At 59.5% G+C, this 18,045-nt stretch carries 9 protein-coding genes; 1 reads left to right on the forward strand and 8 read right to left on the reverse strand.

All coding sequences use genetic code 11. From position 1 onward, the window contains the following. A complete protein-coding gene (gene radA / locus BN5935_RS14060; RefSeq protein WP_064976655.1) occupies window positions 1-1,368 on the forward strand; it encodes a DNA repair protein RadA in 1,368 nt (455 codons plus the stop codon). 4 nt (window positions 1,369-1,372) lie between these two features. Here radA and BN5935_RS14065 read toward each other — a convergent pair whose 3' ends face one another. The 8 genes from BN5935_RS14065 to BN5935_RS14100 all read right to left on the reverse strand — a co-directional run bounded on the left by BN5935_RS14065 (window position 1,373) and on the right by BN5935_RS14100 (window position 18,014). Next, window positions 1,373-2,452, reverse strand: coding sequence for an alpha/beta hydrolase family protein (locus tag BN5935_RS14065; protein ID WP_082944222.1), 1,080 nt, complete (start codon window positions 2,450-2,452; stop codon window positions 1,373-1,375). 43 nt (window positions 2,453-2,495) lie between these two features. Further along, complete coding sequence (locus tag BN5935_RS14070; protein ID WP_064976978.1) at window positions 2,496-6,581, reverse strand: hybrid sensor histidine kinase/response regulator transcription factor; 4,086 nt, start codon at window positions 6,579-6,581, stop codon at window positions 2,496-2,498. 109 nt (window positions 6,582-6,690) lie between these two features. Then, the gene (locus BN5935_RS14075) at window positions 6,691-8,451 is read right to left on the reverse strand and encodes an FISUMP domain-containing protein (RefSeq protein WP_064976656.1); all 1,761 of its coding nucleotides are present in this window, start codon (window positions 8,449-8,451) and stop codon (window positions 6,691-6,693) included. 31 nt (window positions 8,452-8,482) lie between these two features. After that, window positions 8,483-10,072 carry a RagB/SusD family nutrient uptake outer membrane protein gene (locus tag BN5935_RS14080; RefSeq protein ID WP_064976657.1) on the reverse strand — a complete coding sequence of 530 codons (1,590 nt, stop codon included), beginning with the start codon at window positions 10,070-10,072 and terminating at the stop codon, window positions 8,483-8,485. A gap of 12 nt (window positions 10,073-10,084) precedes the next feature. Continuing rightward, window positions 10,085-13,336: a SusC/RagA family TonB-linked outer membrane protein gene (locus BN5935_RS14085; protein WP_082944162.1), complete on the reverse strand. Its 3,252-nt coding sequence runs from the start codon at window positions 13,334-13,336 to the stop codon at window positions 10,085-10,087. Window positions 13,337-13,370: 34 nt separating this feature from the next. After that, entirely contained in the window at window positions 13,371-14,378 is a 1,008-nt protein-coding gene (locus tag BN5935_RS14090) for an alpha/beta hydrolase family protein (protein ID WP_064976659.1), read from the reverse strand. Window positions 14,379-14,383: 5 nt separating this feature from the next. Next, window positions 14,384-15,397 (reverse strand): PHB depolymerase family esterase, encoded by a 1,014-nt coding sequence (locus tag BN5935_RS14095; protein ID WP_064976660.1) that lies wholly within the window; start codon window positions 15,395-15,397, stop codon window positions 14,384-14,386. A gap of 103 nt (window positions 15,398-15,500) precedes the next feature. Then, the gene (locus BN5935_RS14100; RefSeq protein ID WP_064976661.1) at window positions 15,501-18,014 is read right to left on the reverse strand and encodes an alpha-N-acetylglucosaminidase; all 2,514 of its coding nucleotides are present in this window, start codon (window positions 18,012-18,014) and stop codon (window positions 15,501-15,503) included. Between the last annotated feature and the right edge of the window lie 31 nt (window positions 18,015-18,045).

An 18,045-nucleotide genomic window follows, 5' to 3' on the forward strand; every position in this document is an offset into this window, starting at 1 on the left:
ATGGCTAAAGTCAAAAAGGCATATTTCTGCAAGAACTGCGGGTTCGAAGCCCCCAAATGGCTGGGGCGCTGTCCGTCGTGCGGCGAATGGAATACCTTCACCGAGGAGATCATCGCCCGCGAAAGCGGCTCGGTGGCAGCGACCGTGGCGGGACCCCTGCCCACGGCGAAGCCCCAGCGGGTGAAGGACATCCGCGAAAGCGAGCATGTGCGCATCGACCTCGGGAATGCCGAGGTCAACCGGGTGCTGGGCGGCGGCATGGTCCCCGGATCGCTGGTGTTGGTGGGCGGCGAGCCGGGAATCGGCAAATCGACCCTCTCGCTGCAGATCGCGCTGGCGGCCAACGGGCTGAAAACCCTCTACGTCTCGGGCGAGGAGTCGGCCGAGCAGATCAAGATGCGCGCGGCACGCATAGGAATCGGCAACGACGAGTGTCTGATCTATCCCGAAACGCTGTTGGAGAACATCGTAGCGCAGATCGCCGAGCACCGTCCCGACTTAGTGGTGATCGACTCGATACAGACCATCTACACCGACCTGCTGGATTCGTCGGCGGGAAGCGTATCGCAGATCCGCGAATGCGCGGCGACGCTGCTGAAATACGCCAAGTCGACCGGAACGTCGATCTTCATCATCGGACACATCACCAAGGACGGTTCGATAGCCGGTCCCAAGATATTAGAACACATCGTCGACGTGGTCCTGCAGTTCGAGGGCGACAGCAACAACATCTACCGCATCCTGCGGGGCATCAAGAACCGCTTCGGCGCCACGTTCGAAATCGGCGTGTTCGAGATGCTCGACGCCGGGCTGCGGGGGGTCGACAATCCGTCGGAAATCCTGCTGACCCACTACGAAGAGCCCCTTTCGGGCATCGCCGTGGGGGCTTCGGCCGACGGCGTGAGGCCCTATCTGATCGAAGTGCAGGCGCTGGTGAGCGGCGCGGCCTACGGCACGCCCCAGCGTTCGACGACGGGTTACGACGGGCGGCGCATGAACATGCTGCTGGCCGTACTGGAAAAGCGCGTGGGGATGAAGATGTTCCAGAAGGACGTCTTCCTGAACTTCGCGGGCGGATTCAAGGTCGCCGACCCGGGGCTGGACCTCGCGGTGGTGGCGGCCGTCATTTCGTCCTACTACGACCGGCCCGTGGCCGAAGGGGTCTGCTGCGCGGGCGAAATCGGACTCTCGGGCGAAGTGCGCCCCGCACCCCGCACCGAACAGCGCATCAGCGAGGCGGCGCGGCTGGGATTCAAACGCATCATCGTCTCGGGCTATCTGGCCAAAGGCGCCAAACGCCCCAGAGGAATCGAGGTCGTGCCGATAAACAGCATCGACCAGCTCCCCCGGGCGCTCTTTCTGGAATAAGCTTCTAATTGAACCGATACCCCGCCTTGCGCAGGTCGTCCGACGAACGGAAAGGCTTGGGAGGCGTCAGGTAACGGGCGAGAAACTCGTAAGCCTTATAACGGATGTCGGTCGCTTCGCGGGTGTCGATGCGGTCGAACAGGTGTGCCCCGGGCATCGGCGGATAGACCTTATATTCGAAATCCTTTTTATAGAAATTCAGCGAGTCGATCATGCGCCGGACCTCGCGGACGCTCACGTCGTCGTCGTTCTCCGCAGTAGTGATCATCAACGGAATCCGCAGCTCTTTGGCATAGTTCACCGGTGAACGGCGGGCATACTCCTCGGGAGCCTCTTGCGGGGTCTTGCCGATATGGTACGAAGCGGTGAAGTTATCGGTATACCCCGGCTTCTGATATTCGAGACGGTAGGTCACGTCGGAGACCGGGACCCCCGCATAACCGCAGGCATAGACCTCGGGATATTTACAGGCGTTCATCAGCGTAATCATCCCGCCGTGGCTCCATCCCAGCAGCCCCACCCGCCGGGAATCGACCATGCGGTAATTCTCCACCATGTAACGGGCAGCCGCCAGCACGTCCTCGTTCTCCAGTCCGCCGTAGTCGATGCTCCGGTAGAAACCCTTGCCGTAGCCCGTGCTGCCGCGGTAGTCGGGCGCCACGACAAGGTATCCCTGAGCCACGAGTTCACGGATGACATGCGCATAGACCGTGGAGAAAGTGCCGTGGATGCCCCCGTGGGAGAAAACGACCAACGGATATTTCCTGTTCTGCTTCGCCTTTTTGGGAATGAAGACATAGGCGTAGAAGACGAGGTCGTTGTCCAGCAGGGCGTCGTGGAAAGCATTGCCCGTTGGGATTTGCCGGAAACGCGGCGGACCGGTCAGGCGGACCTTATCGACATAGGCCACGTCGTCCATCTTGTCGTACCACAGCACATCCTCGAGTTTCTTGACCACCACGTCAAAATCATGTCCCTGATCTGCGATGCGAGCGGCGAGCGCCGTATGGCTCACCTCCTTTTTCTCCTGCGCCCCGGCTGCTGCGACGAACAGCAGGAAGAGCGCAACGATCGTTTTTTTCATAGTTCCGAGCGATTTAATCATTCATTGTATTGACTGTCGTTTTTCAGAATTCGGCCCCGTCACCGGGCGCAGCCCGTTCGAGACTCTTGATATAGTCGTTGGGACGCATCCCGAACTGCTTGAAAAAGCACTTGGCAAAATAGGACGACGAGTTGAACCCCACCAGAAAACCCACCTCCGTGGCCCGGTAATGCCCCTCGGCCATCAGTTTGCAGGCCACTTTGAGTCGGATGAGTTTGATAAAATCGTTGGGGGTCGTCCCGGTGATGGCTTTCAGTTTGACGAACACCGAGGTGCGGCTCATCCCCATCTCTTGTGCCAACATTTCAATGGAGAAGTCCGGCACGGTGATGTTCTCCGTAATGATGGCCGTACAGCGGTCTACAAACTCCTGATCCAGCCGGTTGTAGGCCTCGATGCGCGTCGCAGGCTGGGGCGTGGAAACAAAGACCTCGCGGAGCCGGTTGCGGCCGGCAATGAGGTTTGTGAGCTGTGCATTGAGGTGGGCAATGGAGAAGGGTTTTTCGATGTAGGCGTCGGCGCCGTACTCCAACCCCTGAATCTTGGTTTCGAGGTTGGTCTTGGCGGTCAGCAGCACCACCGGGATATGCGAAGTGTCGATGTCGGTCTTGATGCGGCGACACAGCTCGAGGCCGTCCATTCCGTCCATCATCACGTCGCTTATCACCAGATCGACCCGGTTTTTGGCCAGCATAAGCAACGCCTCCTCGCTGCTCGCCACAGCGATACAGAAGTAGCGTTCGCCCAATACCCGGGTGAGAAAATCCAGTATTTCGGCATTATCGTCGACCAGCATGACAGTATAGCGCCGCACCGGGGCTCCGGCCTCCTCAACGGCCTCCGGATCGGAGTCGGCAGGGCTCTCCGAGATGAGATCGTCGATGATGAACTCATGGAGCCGGCTCTCCGTCCCGGTGTCGGCCGCCGACGTCCCGCGGACGGGCAGTTCCACACGGAAGGAGGCGCCCGAAAGCCCATCGTCCCGGTCGGAAACGGAGATCGTCCCTCCGAGTAATTCAACCAATTGCCGGGTCATGTGCAGCCCGATGCCGCTGCCTTTGGTCGCCGAACGGTCGGAAGCGACCTGATAGAAAGGCCGGAATATCTTCTCGCGCTCAGCAGGGGCAACGCCCGGCCCGTCGTCTCCGACAACGAATGTCACCAGCTCCCCGCATTGCCGCACTTCGAGCCAGATATACCCGGAGGCATGTTTGATGGCATTGGAAAGGAGGTTGCTGAGAATCTTGGTCAGCGCCTCACGATCGGTGATCAGCGTCAGGTCCTGCGGCTCGACCGCCACATTCAACCGGATGCCCCGCTGCCGGGCCGTCGGGCCGAACAGCGGCACGATCCCGTCGACGAGCTCCTTCACGCCGCAGGGAGCATAGCTGAGACGGTAATTGCCCGAATCGACCTTGCGGAAGTCGAGCAGTTGTGTCACCAGCGCAAAGAGACGTTTGTAGTTCATCTCGATAATATCGAGGTATTCGCCGTATCTGTCGTTCATCGGCCGCGACTTGCGAATGTATTCCAGCGGCCCGATGATGAGGCTCAGCGGCGTCCGTATCTCGTGCGTAATGTGGGTGAAGAAGTTGATCTTGGCGTCGTAGACCTCCTGCCGGGTCTTCGCTTCAAGCTGCCGGAGTTTCTCGCTGTGCTTCCTGTCCGAACGCCGGAGCAGGTAACGGATCAGGACGGTCAGCCCCAGCAGCAGGATAAGCGCATAGAGCGTCAGCGCCACGGGCGATTTGAGCGCATGCGGACGGACGACGATATCGAGCACGGTCTGTCCGCCACCCCACACCCTGTTGTTGCCTGCACTCTCGATACGCAACGTATAGCGGCCGGAAGGAAGGTTGTTGTAGTTGACGATACGGTTGCGGCCGTCGGTGACATACCATTTGTCGTCGAAGCCATCCAGTTTGTAACGGTAGAGCATCTCGGCCGGATTGACGTAACTCAATGCCGCGAATTCGATACTGAGCATCCGCTGGTCGTGAGCCAGCACAACCTCACGCGTCGTCTCGATGGAACGCACCAGCGGCGATCCGTCGCTCCGGGGAGTGACAGGGCGGTTGTAAATGGAAAGCGACGTGAGTACCACCGGCGGAACCGCGCGGTTATTGTCCGTGAGACGATGGGGCGAGAAAGTACAAAGGCCGTCGGTGGTGCCCAGAACAAACAGACCGCTATAGTCAACCAAGCAGGCGTGCCCGGAGAACTGCTCGTTGTAAAGCCCGTCCGAGCGGGAAAAAAGCCGCGTCACATTCGTTGCCGTGTTCCAGCGCACGAGCCCCTTATTGGTTGCGATCCAAAGCGTTTCGCCGCTGGGAACGATACCCGAAATGATGCGGTTGGGAAGCGGCAGATCGTCGTAACGGACAAAAGCGTCCGTAGCGGCATCGTAACGGCAGACGCCGTAACCGTCGGAACCGATCCACAGACGGCCGTCGTGATCGACGGTCAGCACCGTAAGCACGTTGCGCACCAACGAGTGAGGATTGTCCGGATCAGCCAGATAGTGACGGCAAGCCCCTGTCCGAACGTCGTAGCGATAGAGTCCGTCCTCTTTGGTTGCGATCCAGAGATTGTGGTCGCCATCCTCGGCGATGGCCGCGATACGGACGGGAATACCCAGCCGGACGAAGCAATCCTGCTCACGGTCATAACGGCACAACCCGTTGGCCGTTCCCAGATAGATACGCCCGGTAGCGCTCTTGAAAAGGACGAAGACACGCGACGAGGGAAGCGAATGTTCGTCGTCCGGATCGTGGGAATAGCTCTTCACGCGGCCGGTCCGCAGGTCGAACACCTCCAGTCCCCGTTCATAGGTGGCGACAAAGAGCTGGTTGCCGTCGTACAGCAGGTCCGAAACAATGTATTGGGACGCCCCGATATCCGCCGCCGTGCGGAAAGGCTTGACTTCCCCGGTCAGCGTATTGACGGTATAGACGCCGTCGTCGTCGGTACCCACCCAGATAATCCCTTTTTCACCCTCGCTCAGGGCCTTGATGATCCGTCCCTTACCCGAGGAGGAGCAGTTGTCGCATCCGTAGAAGCGAAAATCGTGCTGCATCGGCGGAAAATACTCCGCTCCGTAGAAATAGGAACCCAGCCACAAACCGCCCTCACGGTCTTTATAGGCCTTGTAAACCAGTTCGTTCGCAACGGGAAGCACGCGCGGTTTGTGTTTATCGCCCGAACGGATCACCCCCTCTTCGATCTGAAAGATGCCGACCCCGTTGTCCGAAGCGACGAGTATCTCGTCGGGACCATAGGCGACGATGTCGTGGATGTGGTGGAGCAGGCTGCCGGGACGCCCGTCGCGGTAGTTGACGAAACGTCCGGTCCGGCGGTCAAAACAATCGATACCGGAAGAGTAGGTTCCGATCCAGAGATAGCCGACCGCATCTTCGTAGATGCTGTGCACCTGATTGTCCGAAAGACCGCCCGGCTGTTTGCGGTAGGCGGTAAAACGCCCGGTCCGCTTCGAAAAGGCGCAGAGCCCCTGATCGTAGGTCCCCACCCAGACAACTCCTTCGCTGTCAACCAAGAGCGAAGCGACCGAATTCTGAGAAATGGTCGACGCATCGGCCGGATCATGCCGGTAAACCCGCAACCGGCCGGTGGAGGGCGTATAACGGTAAAGTCCGTCGGTCATCGTCCCGATCCACAATTCACCGTCCGCGTCCTCGGCAATACGCAGCACCCGGCCGCTGATGGCTTCACCCGCATCGGTCCGGACGTCGAAATGGCTGAAAACGCCCGTTTGGGGATCGTAGACATCGACCCCGCTGTCCAAAGCGATCCACATACGATTGTCCCGGCTTATCAGCAGCCAGCGGACACTGTTGCTCGACATCCCGTCGCCATCCTCGCCTGTATAGTAGTACTTTCGGAAATCGAGCCCGTCGAAACGGTTGAGCCCGTCGTTGGTCCCGAACCAAATGAAGCCCAGCGAATCCTGCACAATGCTGTAAACACGATTCGACGAAAGTCCGTTCTCCATCACATACCGACGCGATATAACGCGGTCCGAGGTACGGGCCGCCACGACCGAGACCGCTGCGAACAGTAACAAGATATGGAGGATGATTCCGCGTTTCATGGGCAATTCGCCGTATCCGGAAACAAATTTAATCTTTTTTTCGAAAAAGAGCTTTCATGACCCGACAGGCCATGAAAGCTCGGCTCCGGTATTCCTCTCTACGAGAGAATTACTGCGCCTTGATCTTGATGCCGCCGTCGTTGAGGCTACGGATAGACATAGAACGGGCACTATTCTGCGATGTCTGCACATCTATCACATGAAACATGGAAGACCCCGTGGCATTCTGATAAGAACGTGTCCACATCCAGCAACCATTCTCAGCTCCGGAAGTCCAACTTCCTGTATTACTCCTATAACCGCTTCTGGGAGCATTGAACCCAGAAATATTGTCATCCTGCCGTCCTGCTGTCGGGAATACCTGCGGCTGGCCTTCGGCATCATAGTCGCAGAAGCAGCGCAGACGTCCCATGCAGCCATTGCCCCCGAGGTAGGCTTTCAGAGAATTAGCTTCGTCCTTGGTCGGCACGATCCAACCTTCAGGCGAAAGATTGTCCGCAATAAGGTCCTCCGCATTGCTCAACCCGGCATCCGCAACGGTCTCGAAACCGCCGATGGTCAGATAGGGATAAAGCAGTCCAAAACGTTCGCGATTCATCAACGCAGCAGTTTCCGTGCTCGCACCGTTGTTGTAATTGAAGATACAGTAGTTCGGTTTCCGACGGTCTGTTTCATTGGTCGTCACGTTCGTCGGAATGGCCTCGAAATTCTTGTTCTTGTTGTAATAGACCGTATTGAGGTGCTTGCCCATCCAGTACTGCGTGCCGATCTTCACGATAGGATAGATATTGGTTTCATCTTTACGCACATCGGTAATGACATGCGCAACCACAGTAGCCTCCTTGCTGCCGACGACCTCCTCGGGACCCATCCCCACGTCGCCGGGCATATAGACTTTTGTTACAGGTTCGGCCAGCGTCCCGGCGATATAGCCCGACAGCGTATTGTCGGCCGCATTGAACGATACGGTTCCACCGTGCACGGCGCCCGTCGGGGCAGCATAGACATAGGTAGCATCATCCAGATCGGAGTTGGCGAGCACGATCTGCGCCACATAGCCCATCGAGAGATCGACCTCGTCATTCTCCACCGGGTAGACCACCACGGCCTGCGCATTGATCTTGCCTTTCGCGCGCAGGAACTCCCGGGTAATCTGCGCCACCTGTTTCTGGCCGTCCATCACCTTGTAAACCTGCGACTCGCTGAAGTCGGGAATCTCGAAAACATAGGGCGTCATACCACCCTTACCCTGATAGACGGTGACGAAGGCCGTGCGCGTCTCACCGGTGATGGCCCGCTTGCCCGTAACGGTCAGCAGGGCGCTGCGCGCCTCCGTGCGGTCGTTGAAGCGGGTGTTGACGAAAAGCTGGTCGCCGTCAACCAATGCGGAGCACCACTCCTTCTCGGTATCCTCGACCGAGACCGACAGGTCGGTCAGGAACTCCGTGTTGAGTATGGTAAGCGTCGACGATGCCCCCAGATAGCGCACCGGAAGGTAGTCCGACGAAAGCGAGATGCCACCCTCGGTGTCCTGCGCCACCCGGATGCGCTGCGTCTGGCGTCCGCTGCGCACCATGATGTAGGAGGAACGCACATCGTCGGTGAGATTGCCGTCCACAACCACATACATCGACTTGCGGCCCGGAATCACCTCGTACTGAAGCCACGAATCCTCCGACGGAGCATAGATATGCCAATAGTTGCTGATCCGGTCGAGCGGCAGGTCGACCTGAACCGATTTCTTGGCCGGAGCGAAGTTCAGCGTCACATCGTCGAGCATCACCTCCTCGTCCGACTCCTCCTTCTCACACGAGAAGCCGACCAGCGCGAAGCACAATACGATCAGCGTCCGATACAGATACTTTTTCATAGTTCTCGGTTTTAGATTGTTCTATTTTCGTTTATTCGTTATTGGTCTGGTATACCTCGTCATAGGTCTCGTAACCCGGATTCTGCTGGTTGCGGATGGCCTTGTTGGCCTCCAGTTCCGACAGCGGAATCGGATAGACGACCTGCATGCGTGCCTGACTCTTGCCCGAGCCGTAACCGAAGGCAATGGTTATCTTGTTGGCATTTTCAAGCAGTTCGGGACGCTTCATCGTCTCGCCCCGGCGAAAATAGTCCCAGTAGTTGTGCCCCTCGAGCATCAGTTCCCGGCGCCGCTCGGCGAGCACCTCGGCGAGAGCCCCCGAAACAGAGGAGGACTCGAATCCCGTCGTGTTCGCGCGCGCCTCACGCACGCAGTTGTAATAGGGTTCGGCCAGCGCAACGGAACCGCCCTCCTTGCAGAGGTAAGCCTCGGCCAGCGTCAGATAGATCTCAGGCAGGCGGATGACAGGCTGATTGTAGACATAGTGATAGGTCTCACCCACATATTTGCGGTAACCCTTATAGTCCTTGTTGGCAATGCCCAAGTCGCAGACCAGATAGCCGCGCACATCGTCGGGATCGGACTGCAGCAGGGCGACCGTGGCCGGGAACAATCCGTAGGCGGCATAACCGACAGCCTGCGACACCTGTCCGTCGTTCTCTGCACCCGGATTTTCGTAGGTGGGCTTGCGGACAAGGTAGTTGAGGCTGTTGCCGCCGTTGTTGTCCGAAAGGCTGTAGACGAGTTCCCAGATATTCTCCGAGTTGAAGGGCTTGTAGTAGGAGGTCTTGTAGGTGTCGTAAGGAATCATCCGGTAGGTCCCGGCGGCGGCCCTCAACGCCTCCTCGCCCTGCTCAATGACATCGTCCCAGCGCTCCATGTAGAGATACAGGCGCGCCAGCAGGCCGCAGACGGCCACATAGTTGACGTGTCCCTGACGCGGAGCCGTGCCGGTCAGCAATCGCTTGGCCTCGAGCAGTTCGCCCTCGATGTAACCATAGACCGTGACCGCCGAATCGCGGCGCACCTCGTAGTCGAGGATGTTGTTGGCCATGTCCATGCCATCGAGAATGGGCACGCCCCACGCATAGGCTCCGGGCGTGGCGCCGATGTCGTACTCCTCGCCGTCGGGGAAGGAGAAGCGCGGCGGGTAGGCGAACAGCCGCATCAGGTCGAAATAGGCCAGTCCGCGCAGTGCACGGGCTTCACCCTCGACCCGGTGCAGGTCGTCGTCGCCCATGCCCTGCACTCCGCCGATAGCCTCGATGACGTCGGTGGCGGTCCGGATGCCGCCGTAAATCTTGAGCCACAGTCCCGAAGCGGCCCCCGACGAGGCTGTAGACTCGGCATAGCGGTTCTCGCGTTCGAAGCTGTTGCCGCTCGACACGCGCACGAAGAAGTCGTTGCCCTTGGCGGCCTCGTAGGCCATCAGGTTGCGTCCGTAATAGTTCGCATGCTGGAAGATGTCGTAGACACCGTTGAGCAGCGCTTCGATACCTTCGGGGGTCTTCAGTATCTCCCTGTCCTGATCGGTGTAGGACTCCTTGTCGAGGAAATCCCCGCACGAAGACAGCCCCGGAAGCAGGAGAAGCGCAGCCAAATAGATCCGTATCTTTTTCATGGTGCTTTGCGATTAGAAGTTGAAGTTGAGACCGGCCGTGAAGGTCATGGCCGAGGGGTATTTGGCCGTAGCGATGTAACCGTCGATCTGCAGGTCGGGATCGTAGCCCTGCGCCTCGGTCCACACCCAGAGGTTCTCGGCCTGCACGAAGAGCGAGAAGCCTGTCATGCGCAGTTTGCGGAAAGTGCTGGCCGGGAAGGTGTATTGCAGGCGAACGTTCTTCATCTTGAGGTAGTCGCCCTTATAGAGGTAACGCGTGGAACTGCCCGCCGAGGTCTGGCCGTTGATGCGGATGCGGTTGGAGGCGTAGCGGTTGTCCGGGGTCCAGCGGTCGAGCTGGCGCGCGTCGATGTTGTAGTCCATCGACTGGCCGTCGATACCCGTGCGGCCCGCGGCGCGCGAATCGTAGACGTCGTGTCCCCACGCATAGGTGAACAACGCCGAGAGGTCCCAGCCGCGGTAGCTGAACAGTGTGTTGAAACCGCCCGACACGGTCGGAACGCCCTTGCCCACGATGCGGCGGAACGAGGGGTTGTCGCTGTTGGAAATGATGTCGTTGCCATATTCGTCCACACCGTAGTAGAGCACCTGTCCGGTGTTGGAGTCGATGCCGGCGAACTTGTTCAGGTACCACGCACCGACACTCTGTCCGTTGCGCATGATCTGGGCATTGGAGCCGATGATGTCCTGTTCCAAACCGAAATATTTGGCGCTCAGGGTGGCCATGTTGAGCTTGAGATCCCACTTGAAGAGCTTGTTGAGGATATGCGCGTCGAGGTCCAGCTCGAAGCCCCGGTTGCGGATGCCCGCCGAGGTGTTCATCAGCATCGTGCTGTATCCCGACACCTGCGACACGGGAACCTCCTGCAACAGATCGGTGGATTTGCGCGAGTAGTACTCGGCCGAAATGCGGATGCGGTCCCTGAACATCCCCAAGTCGACGCCCACATTGAAGACGTTATTCTTCTCCCAGCTCAGGTCGTAAGTCGCACGGAACGTCTGCGAAAGGGCGTGCCCGGAGTCATAACGTCCCGAACCGTTGTAAAGCGTCCGCCAGTTGTAGTATTTCGACGGCAGGTTGCCGTTGTAGCCGTAGCTCGCCTTGAACTTGATGTTGTTGAATATCCGCTTCACAGGGTCCAGCCACGCCCAATTCTCGTTGGTGATGCGGTAAGCCGCCGACACGGACCAGAAATTACCCGTTCGGTGTTCGGGCGAGAAACGCGAAGAACGATCCTGACGGAACGACCCCCCGATGAAATAGCGGTAGCGGTAGGAATAGTCGGCACGGGTGACGATCGAGACCTGCGAATAGTCATAACCGCTGCCGTTCCACCCCGAGATTTCGGCGGCGGACGAAAGTACGGGCCGCAGGTCGTTGAGGAAATTGACCGCCGTCACGGAGTTCCACTCCTGACGGAAATCCACCAGTTCCAACCCCGCCGTCGCGCTGAAGCGGTGACGTCCGTTGAGCGTATAGTTGAAGTTGAGCATATTCTTGTTGGTGGTCTTCAGGCGCTTCGAATCATAATCGGTCAGCTCGCCGCCCACGAGGTAACCCGTACCGAAATCCCGGTCGAAATAGTCGGAGCGTCGGCCGGTGATGTAGTACTGCGAAATATCCGAACGGAAATCGAGCCAGTCGGTGATGTTGAGCCGCACCCACGCCGAGACGAAGAGGTTGAACTGCGGGCGTTTGCGGATGTTGTCGCGGGCACTGGCGATGGGGTTGTGGTTGCCGTTGAGCAGGTTGTTGGGAAAGCGGAAGTTATAGGAACCGTCTTCGAGGTAGGCCGGGACGACCGACGGCAGCAACAGCGCCGCGTAATGGGGCATGTTGTAGTTCGAACCGCTGGTGAGAGGCCCCGACTGTTCGGTTCGGCTGATGTTGGCCGAAGCTCCCCAGTTGATACGTTTCTTGCGGTCGTCGGCGCTCACGCTGACACGGGCCGAATAGCGTTGCAGGTCGCTGTTGATAATGATGCCCTGCTGGTTGAGGTAGCCCACGGACATATAGTATTTCAGGGTCGAACTGCCGCCCGAAAGCGAAAGGTCGTACTGCTGGAACGAGGCGTTGCGCAGGATCTTGTCGTACCAGTCGACCGAAGGGAGTTTACCGGCGTCGGCTCCCCAGAAGTCGTAGCTGTAGTACGAACCGTCGGGCCGGGGAACGGCGTAGTAATTGTTGAAATCCTGCTGCGCCTGCTTGTACCACTGGTAGTAGTTCTTACCGTCGACCGTGAAGCCAAGCTTGTTGTTATAAAGCCCGTTGAGGTTCTCGACGAACTGTCCGCCGGCCTGTTGCACCAAACGGTGGAATTGACCTTCGGTCCAAAGTTCCTTGTACTGCTCCGAATCGACGAGGTCGGGCCGCACTGCCGGAGAGATGCGCGAGAAACCCGCTTGCACCGAGAGCGTATAGCGCACGCGATCGGACGGGACGCCCTGCTTGGTGGTAATGACGATCACGCCGTTGGCGCCCTGCGAACCGTAGAGCGACGCCGAGGCGGCGTCCTTGAGGATGGTGATGCTGGCAATGTCAGCCGGATTGAGCGTAGCCATGGGGCTCGACACCGCACCGCTGTGCCCCGAGGTGTTGTCCTGATCGAAGACCACTCCGTCGATGACATAGAGGGGTTGCCCGCCCGAACCGATCGACCCGAAGCCGCGCAGACGCAGTTCGGCCGCATCGCCGGGCTGTCCGGAGCCCGAAGAGAGCAGGCCGGGGACAAGTCCGCCGAGCAGACCCTCGAACGACCCCGCGGCACGCCGGGAAATGTCGTTCGACGAAAGTATCGAGGCTGAACCCGTATAGGCCTCCCTAAGGATGTTCCCGTAACCGGTCACCACCACGTCGCTGATTTTCACGGCATCGCTTTTCAGCACCACGTCGATCGTACTCCGACGCCCCACCTCGACCGTCTGCGGCTCCATGCCGAGGAAACGATAGGTCAGCTTCAGGCCTTCGCGGGGCATTACCTGTATCTGGTAAGAACCGTTCTTGTCGACGGCCACGGCGTTCGTGGTCCCCTCCTCGGTGACGGTGGCGCCGAAAAGCGGCTGGTTGCTCTCGTCGAAGACATACCCTTTGACGGTTGTCTTCGCCGCGGCCGGCTGCCGCCGCACCGAATCCGCTGCCGGGGAGGCCGGATTCCCGGCAGCGTGCACCGACGCGAAAGCCGGGACAAGCAGGGTCAGAAATGCGACACATGCCGCCACACCCTTGCGCCGCAAACGGTTCGCATTTGTAGGACAATAGTTCATAAGCTCGGGTTTTAAGTTTTGTTCTCGGTTCGGTCTATCGTTCGAAAATCAGGCTGTAGGCCCCGCGGCCCGTCACATCCTTGAGGTTGTAGACCCGCTCGTCGTTCTCGATGCGCCAGTTGCGCACGCTTCCCTGTCCGTAGACCATCTGGCCGCTGTTGTGCCCGGCGCCGGGCACCTCCTGAATGGTCCAGTTGAACTCCAGCCCCTTTTTGAGAGCGATGTCGCGCGAGGCGTTGAAGAACTTCCATGCCCGCTCGTAGCGGTGACGGCCCTGAATGCGGTTGGGATTGTTCTCGGCCATGTCGGGGCTGACGGGCTCGGTGTCCTCGGTGCCGATCAGGATGATCAGGTCGCGCTTGAAGAAGGGCGCGAGATAGTCGTCCGAAGCAAAGGGGGTGTCCTTCACCGAATAGGGCCAACCGGGAGGATCCGCAGGTTCGCCCGAAGGGGTGAAAAGCCCGCGCTCGTCGGGATAGGTGTAGTTGCCGGGATTGGCCGCCACGGCACGTCCCACACGCGCTTCGGGCATGGCCAGCAGGTAACGGTGGACGAACTGCCCGCCGGCCGAATGGCCGAACATGTCGTAAGTCTCGCTCACATTGCCGGTCTTCTCCTTGAAATAGTCGAAAATGGCCTCGATAAGCCGGTAAGTCCACACCTCGCGCGGCCGCAGGCGGAAAATCTTCGGATCCTCGGAGACCCAGCCGAACTGGTAGCCGTTCTCCAGATAGCCGTTGTCGTGCTTGAACTCGGGAGCCAGTACGATGAAGCCGTACTCCTCGGCCAGATTGCGCCAGACACCGCGCTGGATGCGGCCGCTGCGCTCGGCGCCGTGCATGGAGACAAGCACCCGCATCTTCTTGATGTTGCCCTGCGTGGGAATGTAGTAATAGAGGTTCACGGGGTGCTCTTTCATCGGTCCGTAGCCCGTGAAGACCATCATCCCGCCACCGCGCCGAAACTTGCCGTCGTCTTGGGCGAAAGAGCCCGAAAAGACGAAGAGCACGGCGAAAATCGAAAGGATCGTACGTTTTATCATAGCAGTTATTCGAACAGTAAGTTAAATGCGCTGTTTTTGCCGCGGGCCTCGGTATCGGCGGGATTCGTCACGGAAGCCTTGCCGTAGACCATCCGCAGGGTCGAGTGGCCGACGCCGTCGACCTCGGAGAGAACGAAATGAAGCGGCAGTCCCGACTCCCCCGCCACCGTCGTACAGGCCGCGAAGAAATTCCGCCCGCGGGCATAACGGTGCGGACCCTGAGCCATCGACGGAGCGTCCTTGGGCAGCGACGAGTCGTTCTCGTCGGTATCGGCGGTACCTACCTGAACATACATTTTCCGGGCGAAGAAGGCCGTAAGGTGTCCGGCATCGGCAAAGGGCGTCGCGGCGACAGCATAGGGCCAGCCGTAGGATTTCCCGTCGGTTCCCGTGATACCCTCGGCAAAGGGAAAGGTCCACGACCCGGGATTGGCGGCCACGGCACGCCCCACACGCGCCCCGGGCATGGCCAGCAGGAAGCGGTGGACGAACTGCCCGCCGGCCGAATGACCGAAGAGATGATAGGTCGCAGAGGTATTGCCCGTTTCGCTTTTGAAATAATCGAAAAGCGCCTCGACGGTCCGATAGGTCCACTTCGGCTCCTCATTGAGCACACCGGAACCGGCCGAACGGTAGACACCCCCGAACTGGTAGTCATTTTCCGTATAATAAGTCTTGGAATATTCCGGCGCCAGAACGACGAAGCCGTACTCTTCGGCGAAATATTTCCAAGCGTTGCGCTGGATGGTGCCGTCACGCTCGGCGCCGTGCATGGAAAAGAGCACGGGCATCCGTTCGACCTCGCCGCCGGAAGGAATGTAGTAGTAGAGCGTGATCGGCTTGTCCTTCAACGGTTCATAGCCCGTATAGACGAACGAACCTTCGCCGCGCTGCTCGAACACCCCGTCCTTAGGCACGATGCCGGGCGGGGGGGGGTTCACGGGTTCGCCCTGATCCTTGCCGGAGCAGGAGGCAGACAGAAGGACAGCCAGCAAAAGATATTTCAGTTTGTCATACATGGGCGGACGGGTTTCATATTTTAAAATTAGACAATTCGTCAATATCCGAAGGAAAATCGAGTACAAAAAAACAACAAAATCGTGCGACCGGCCTTCGGGGGCATCAGCGGACCAGCTCGATGATCCCGAACGAATCGGCTGCCGCAGGACCGTCGAGAGTGACGAAAAGCGCCGCTTCGGCCGGAACGGTGCGCTGCGCATGACGGATCGGAATGACCGCTTCGGTGTGTGCGGGCCCCATCTCGGCTTCGCGCTGCGTCGAAGCGATATTCACCCGGTTGACCTGAAGGACGGGATTCCCCGCACGCACGCTCCCGCCACCCCGCAGAACATGGAAACGGACACCCCGGATACCGGGCACGGTCGCAGGATCGAGCGTCAGGCGGATGCGCCGCCGGGAGCCGTCGAATTCGAACGGCGACCACGAACCGACCATTCCCCGCGATTCGGGACGCACGAAGTCGCTCCCATAGGCTCCGTAGCGGGCGAACAGCTCTTCGACCGCAGCCTGCACATCGGGACAGCGTTCCTGCGGCGAAAGGGGTTCGGCGGCCGACGCGAGCCATGCAGAGTCGAGCCGCGCGAAGTCGGGCGTCATGCCGCGTTCCTTGCAATCGAAATAGTGCTCCCAACGGGGCACGATATAGTCGCGGATCAACCCCGACCAGACCCGACAGGCGTAATCGTGGAGCGAGGCACCATCGCTCCAGCAGGTGACAAGCCGCCGGGCGTCACGCCGGTAACGCTCCTTCTCCGCATCGCTGTGCCCCCGGGCTTCGGCAAAGCCGAGCCACCGTTCGAGCCTGTAATTGGGAGTCGATTCCAGCAAACGGTCGGCGGCGAGGAGCAGCGAGAGGAAGGTATCGCGTTCCGCAGCGGCGGTCGCCGGATCGCCCGCAAGATAGGCGGCGTTAGCGCGCTCGACGGCAATGTCCGCCTTGCCGGCCGCATAGAGCGCCGCATAGAGCGCCAGATCAGCGCGGTAGAGCCTGCTGTCGGACAGTTCCGGTCCGGCAGCCGCAAAGTGTTCCACGGCCCGGAAGAAATCGGCCGAAAGATCGACCGGACTGCGCCGCTGATCGTAAGGGGTCATCTGCCAGCGGTAGCGGGCCTGATTGGGAATGGAAACCGAATAGGAAGAACGGAGGATATGGTCCCAGAAACGGCCGAGCTCCCCGGGACAATCCCCGTAGCGGTTGCGGGCATAGCGTCGCACCCATTGCCCCACGTCGATCGGCTCGGAGGACCAGCCCGCATCGGCGATCATTTCGTACACCACATCGTTGTTCTCCACCCCTTCGGGTGCCGTGCCGTAGCCGACGAGGTTACCCCTACGCGCCGATTGCAGGGCAGCCAGATGACCGTTTGCATAGAATTCCAACGAGCCGCTGAGGGCCGAACGTCCCCCGAAATTGGGCACGGTGCTGTAAATCCACTGCTTGCCGCAGAAACCGTCGGCATACTCCCAGCCGGGGGTGTTGCGCCACACCATGGCGTTGAAATCCTCGGCCAGATCGACCACCAGCAATTTGTCGTCAGGAGCCCCCGCCAGCAGGGCCCGGATATTGTCCGGAGTCCATATGTCGCGCTGGTAGCCGAACATCCATCCCTGCAACACCCACACGGCGTCAGGATTGACGGCTGCGATGCTCTCGTAGATGGTTTTGCCGTAACGGGTCAACTGCGTGTGGACCTCCTCGGGCGAAAGTTCCCCGAAGGGAAGTTCCATCTCGTTGAACGAATCCACGAGGTAGTATTCACCCCGTCCGAACTCCCGTTCCCACTCCTCCATATAGCGGGCGGCAATCTCCCGGAAGACGGGCGATTCGACCGGGAGCATCCAACTCTTCATGTGACCGTTCCAGCGGGTCTCAGTCAACGTGACCCCGGGACGCACGCGGGCGATGGCCGGAGGCACGAAGCCGGCGAAACCGCTGAATACGGGCGTGATGCCCAGTCCGCGCATGCGTTCGAGAATCCGGTGCTGGAGGGCGACCTGTTCGTCGAGCCACTGCTCCGAAAGAGGAGAGTCCAGCCCGCTCATGTTCCCCATACGCATCCAAGGCAAGTGCCCCGGGGCGGTGAAGAGTTCATTGATCTCCTCTTCCGTAAGCCCCATATCACGCCATACGCGCGCCAGAATGGCCTCGCTGCCGATAGGCGCCAGCGCCATATCGAAGCCGTGCAGCGCCATCCAGTCGAGTTCCTTCTCCCACTCGTTCCAGCTCCAGTAGGGATAGGTATAGCCAAACGTGCATACGTTCATATAATAATGGTGGCGAAACGGCGATCTGACCTCGCGCAGCGGTGTATCGGGGAGCCGTTCGGGCAGTTCCATACGCGTACCCGTCCACGTCACCTGACCGTAGCCGTTGGTCGTAACATAATCGTAGAATCCCCGCGTCAGGGCCACGCCGCTGCTGCCCTCGATCACGAGGCATCCGTCCGTCACACGGGTCGCAAAGCGGTCATGCCCGTCGGGCGCCTTCTCCGTCAGACGCAGTTCGACATCGGGGGCGCGGCGGCCGAGCGTGCGTTCGATCACCTCCCGGGCACAGGATTCGGGACTTTGCGGAGCATCGCCGCACGACAGTGTCACCACAGCGAGAAGAAACAAAAGGACAGGTCGGTAGATTTTCATTATTTCA

The organism is Alistipes provencensis, assembly GCF_900083545.1.
Classification (GTDB): Bacteria; Bacteroidota; Bacteroidia; order Bacteroidales; family Rikenellaceae; genus Alistipes; species Alistipes provencensis.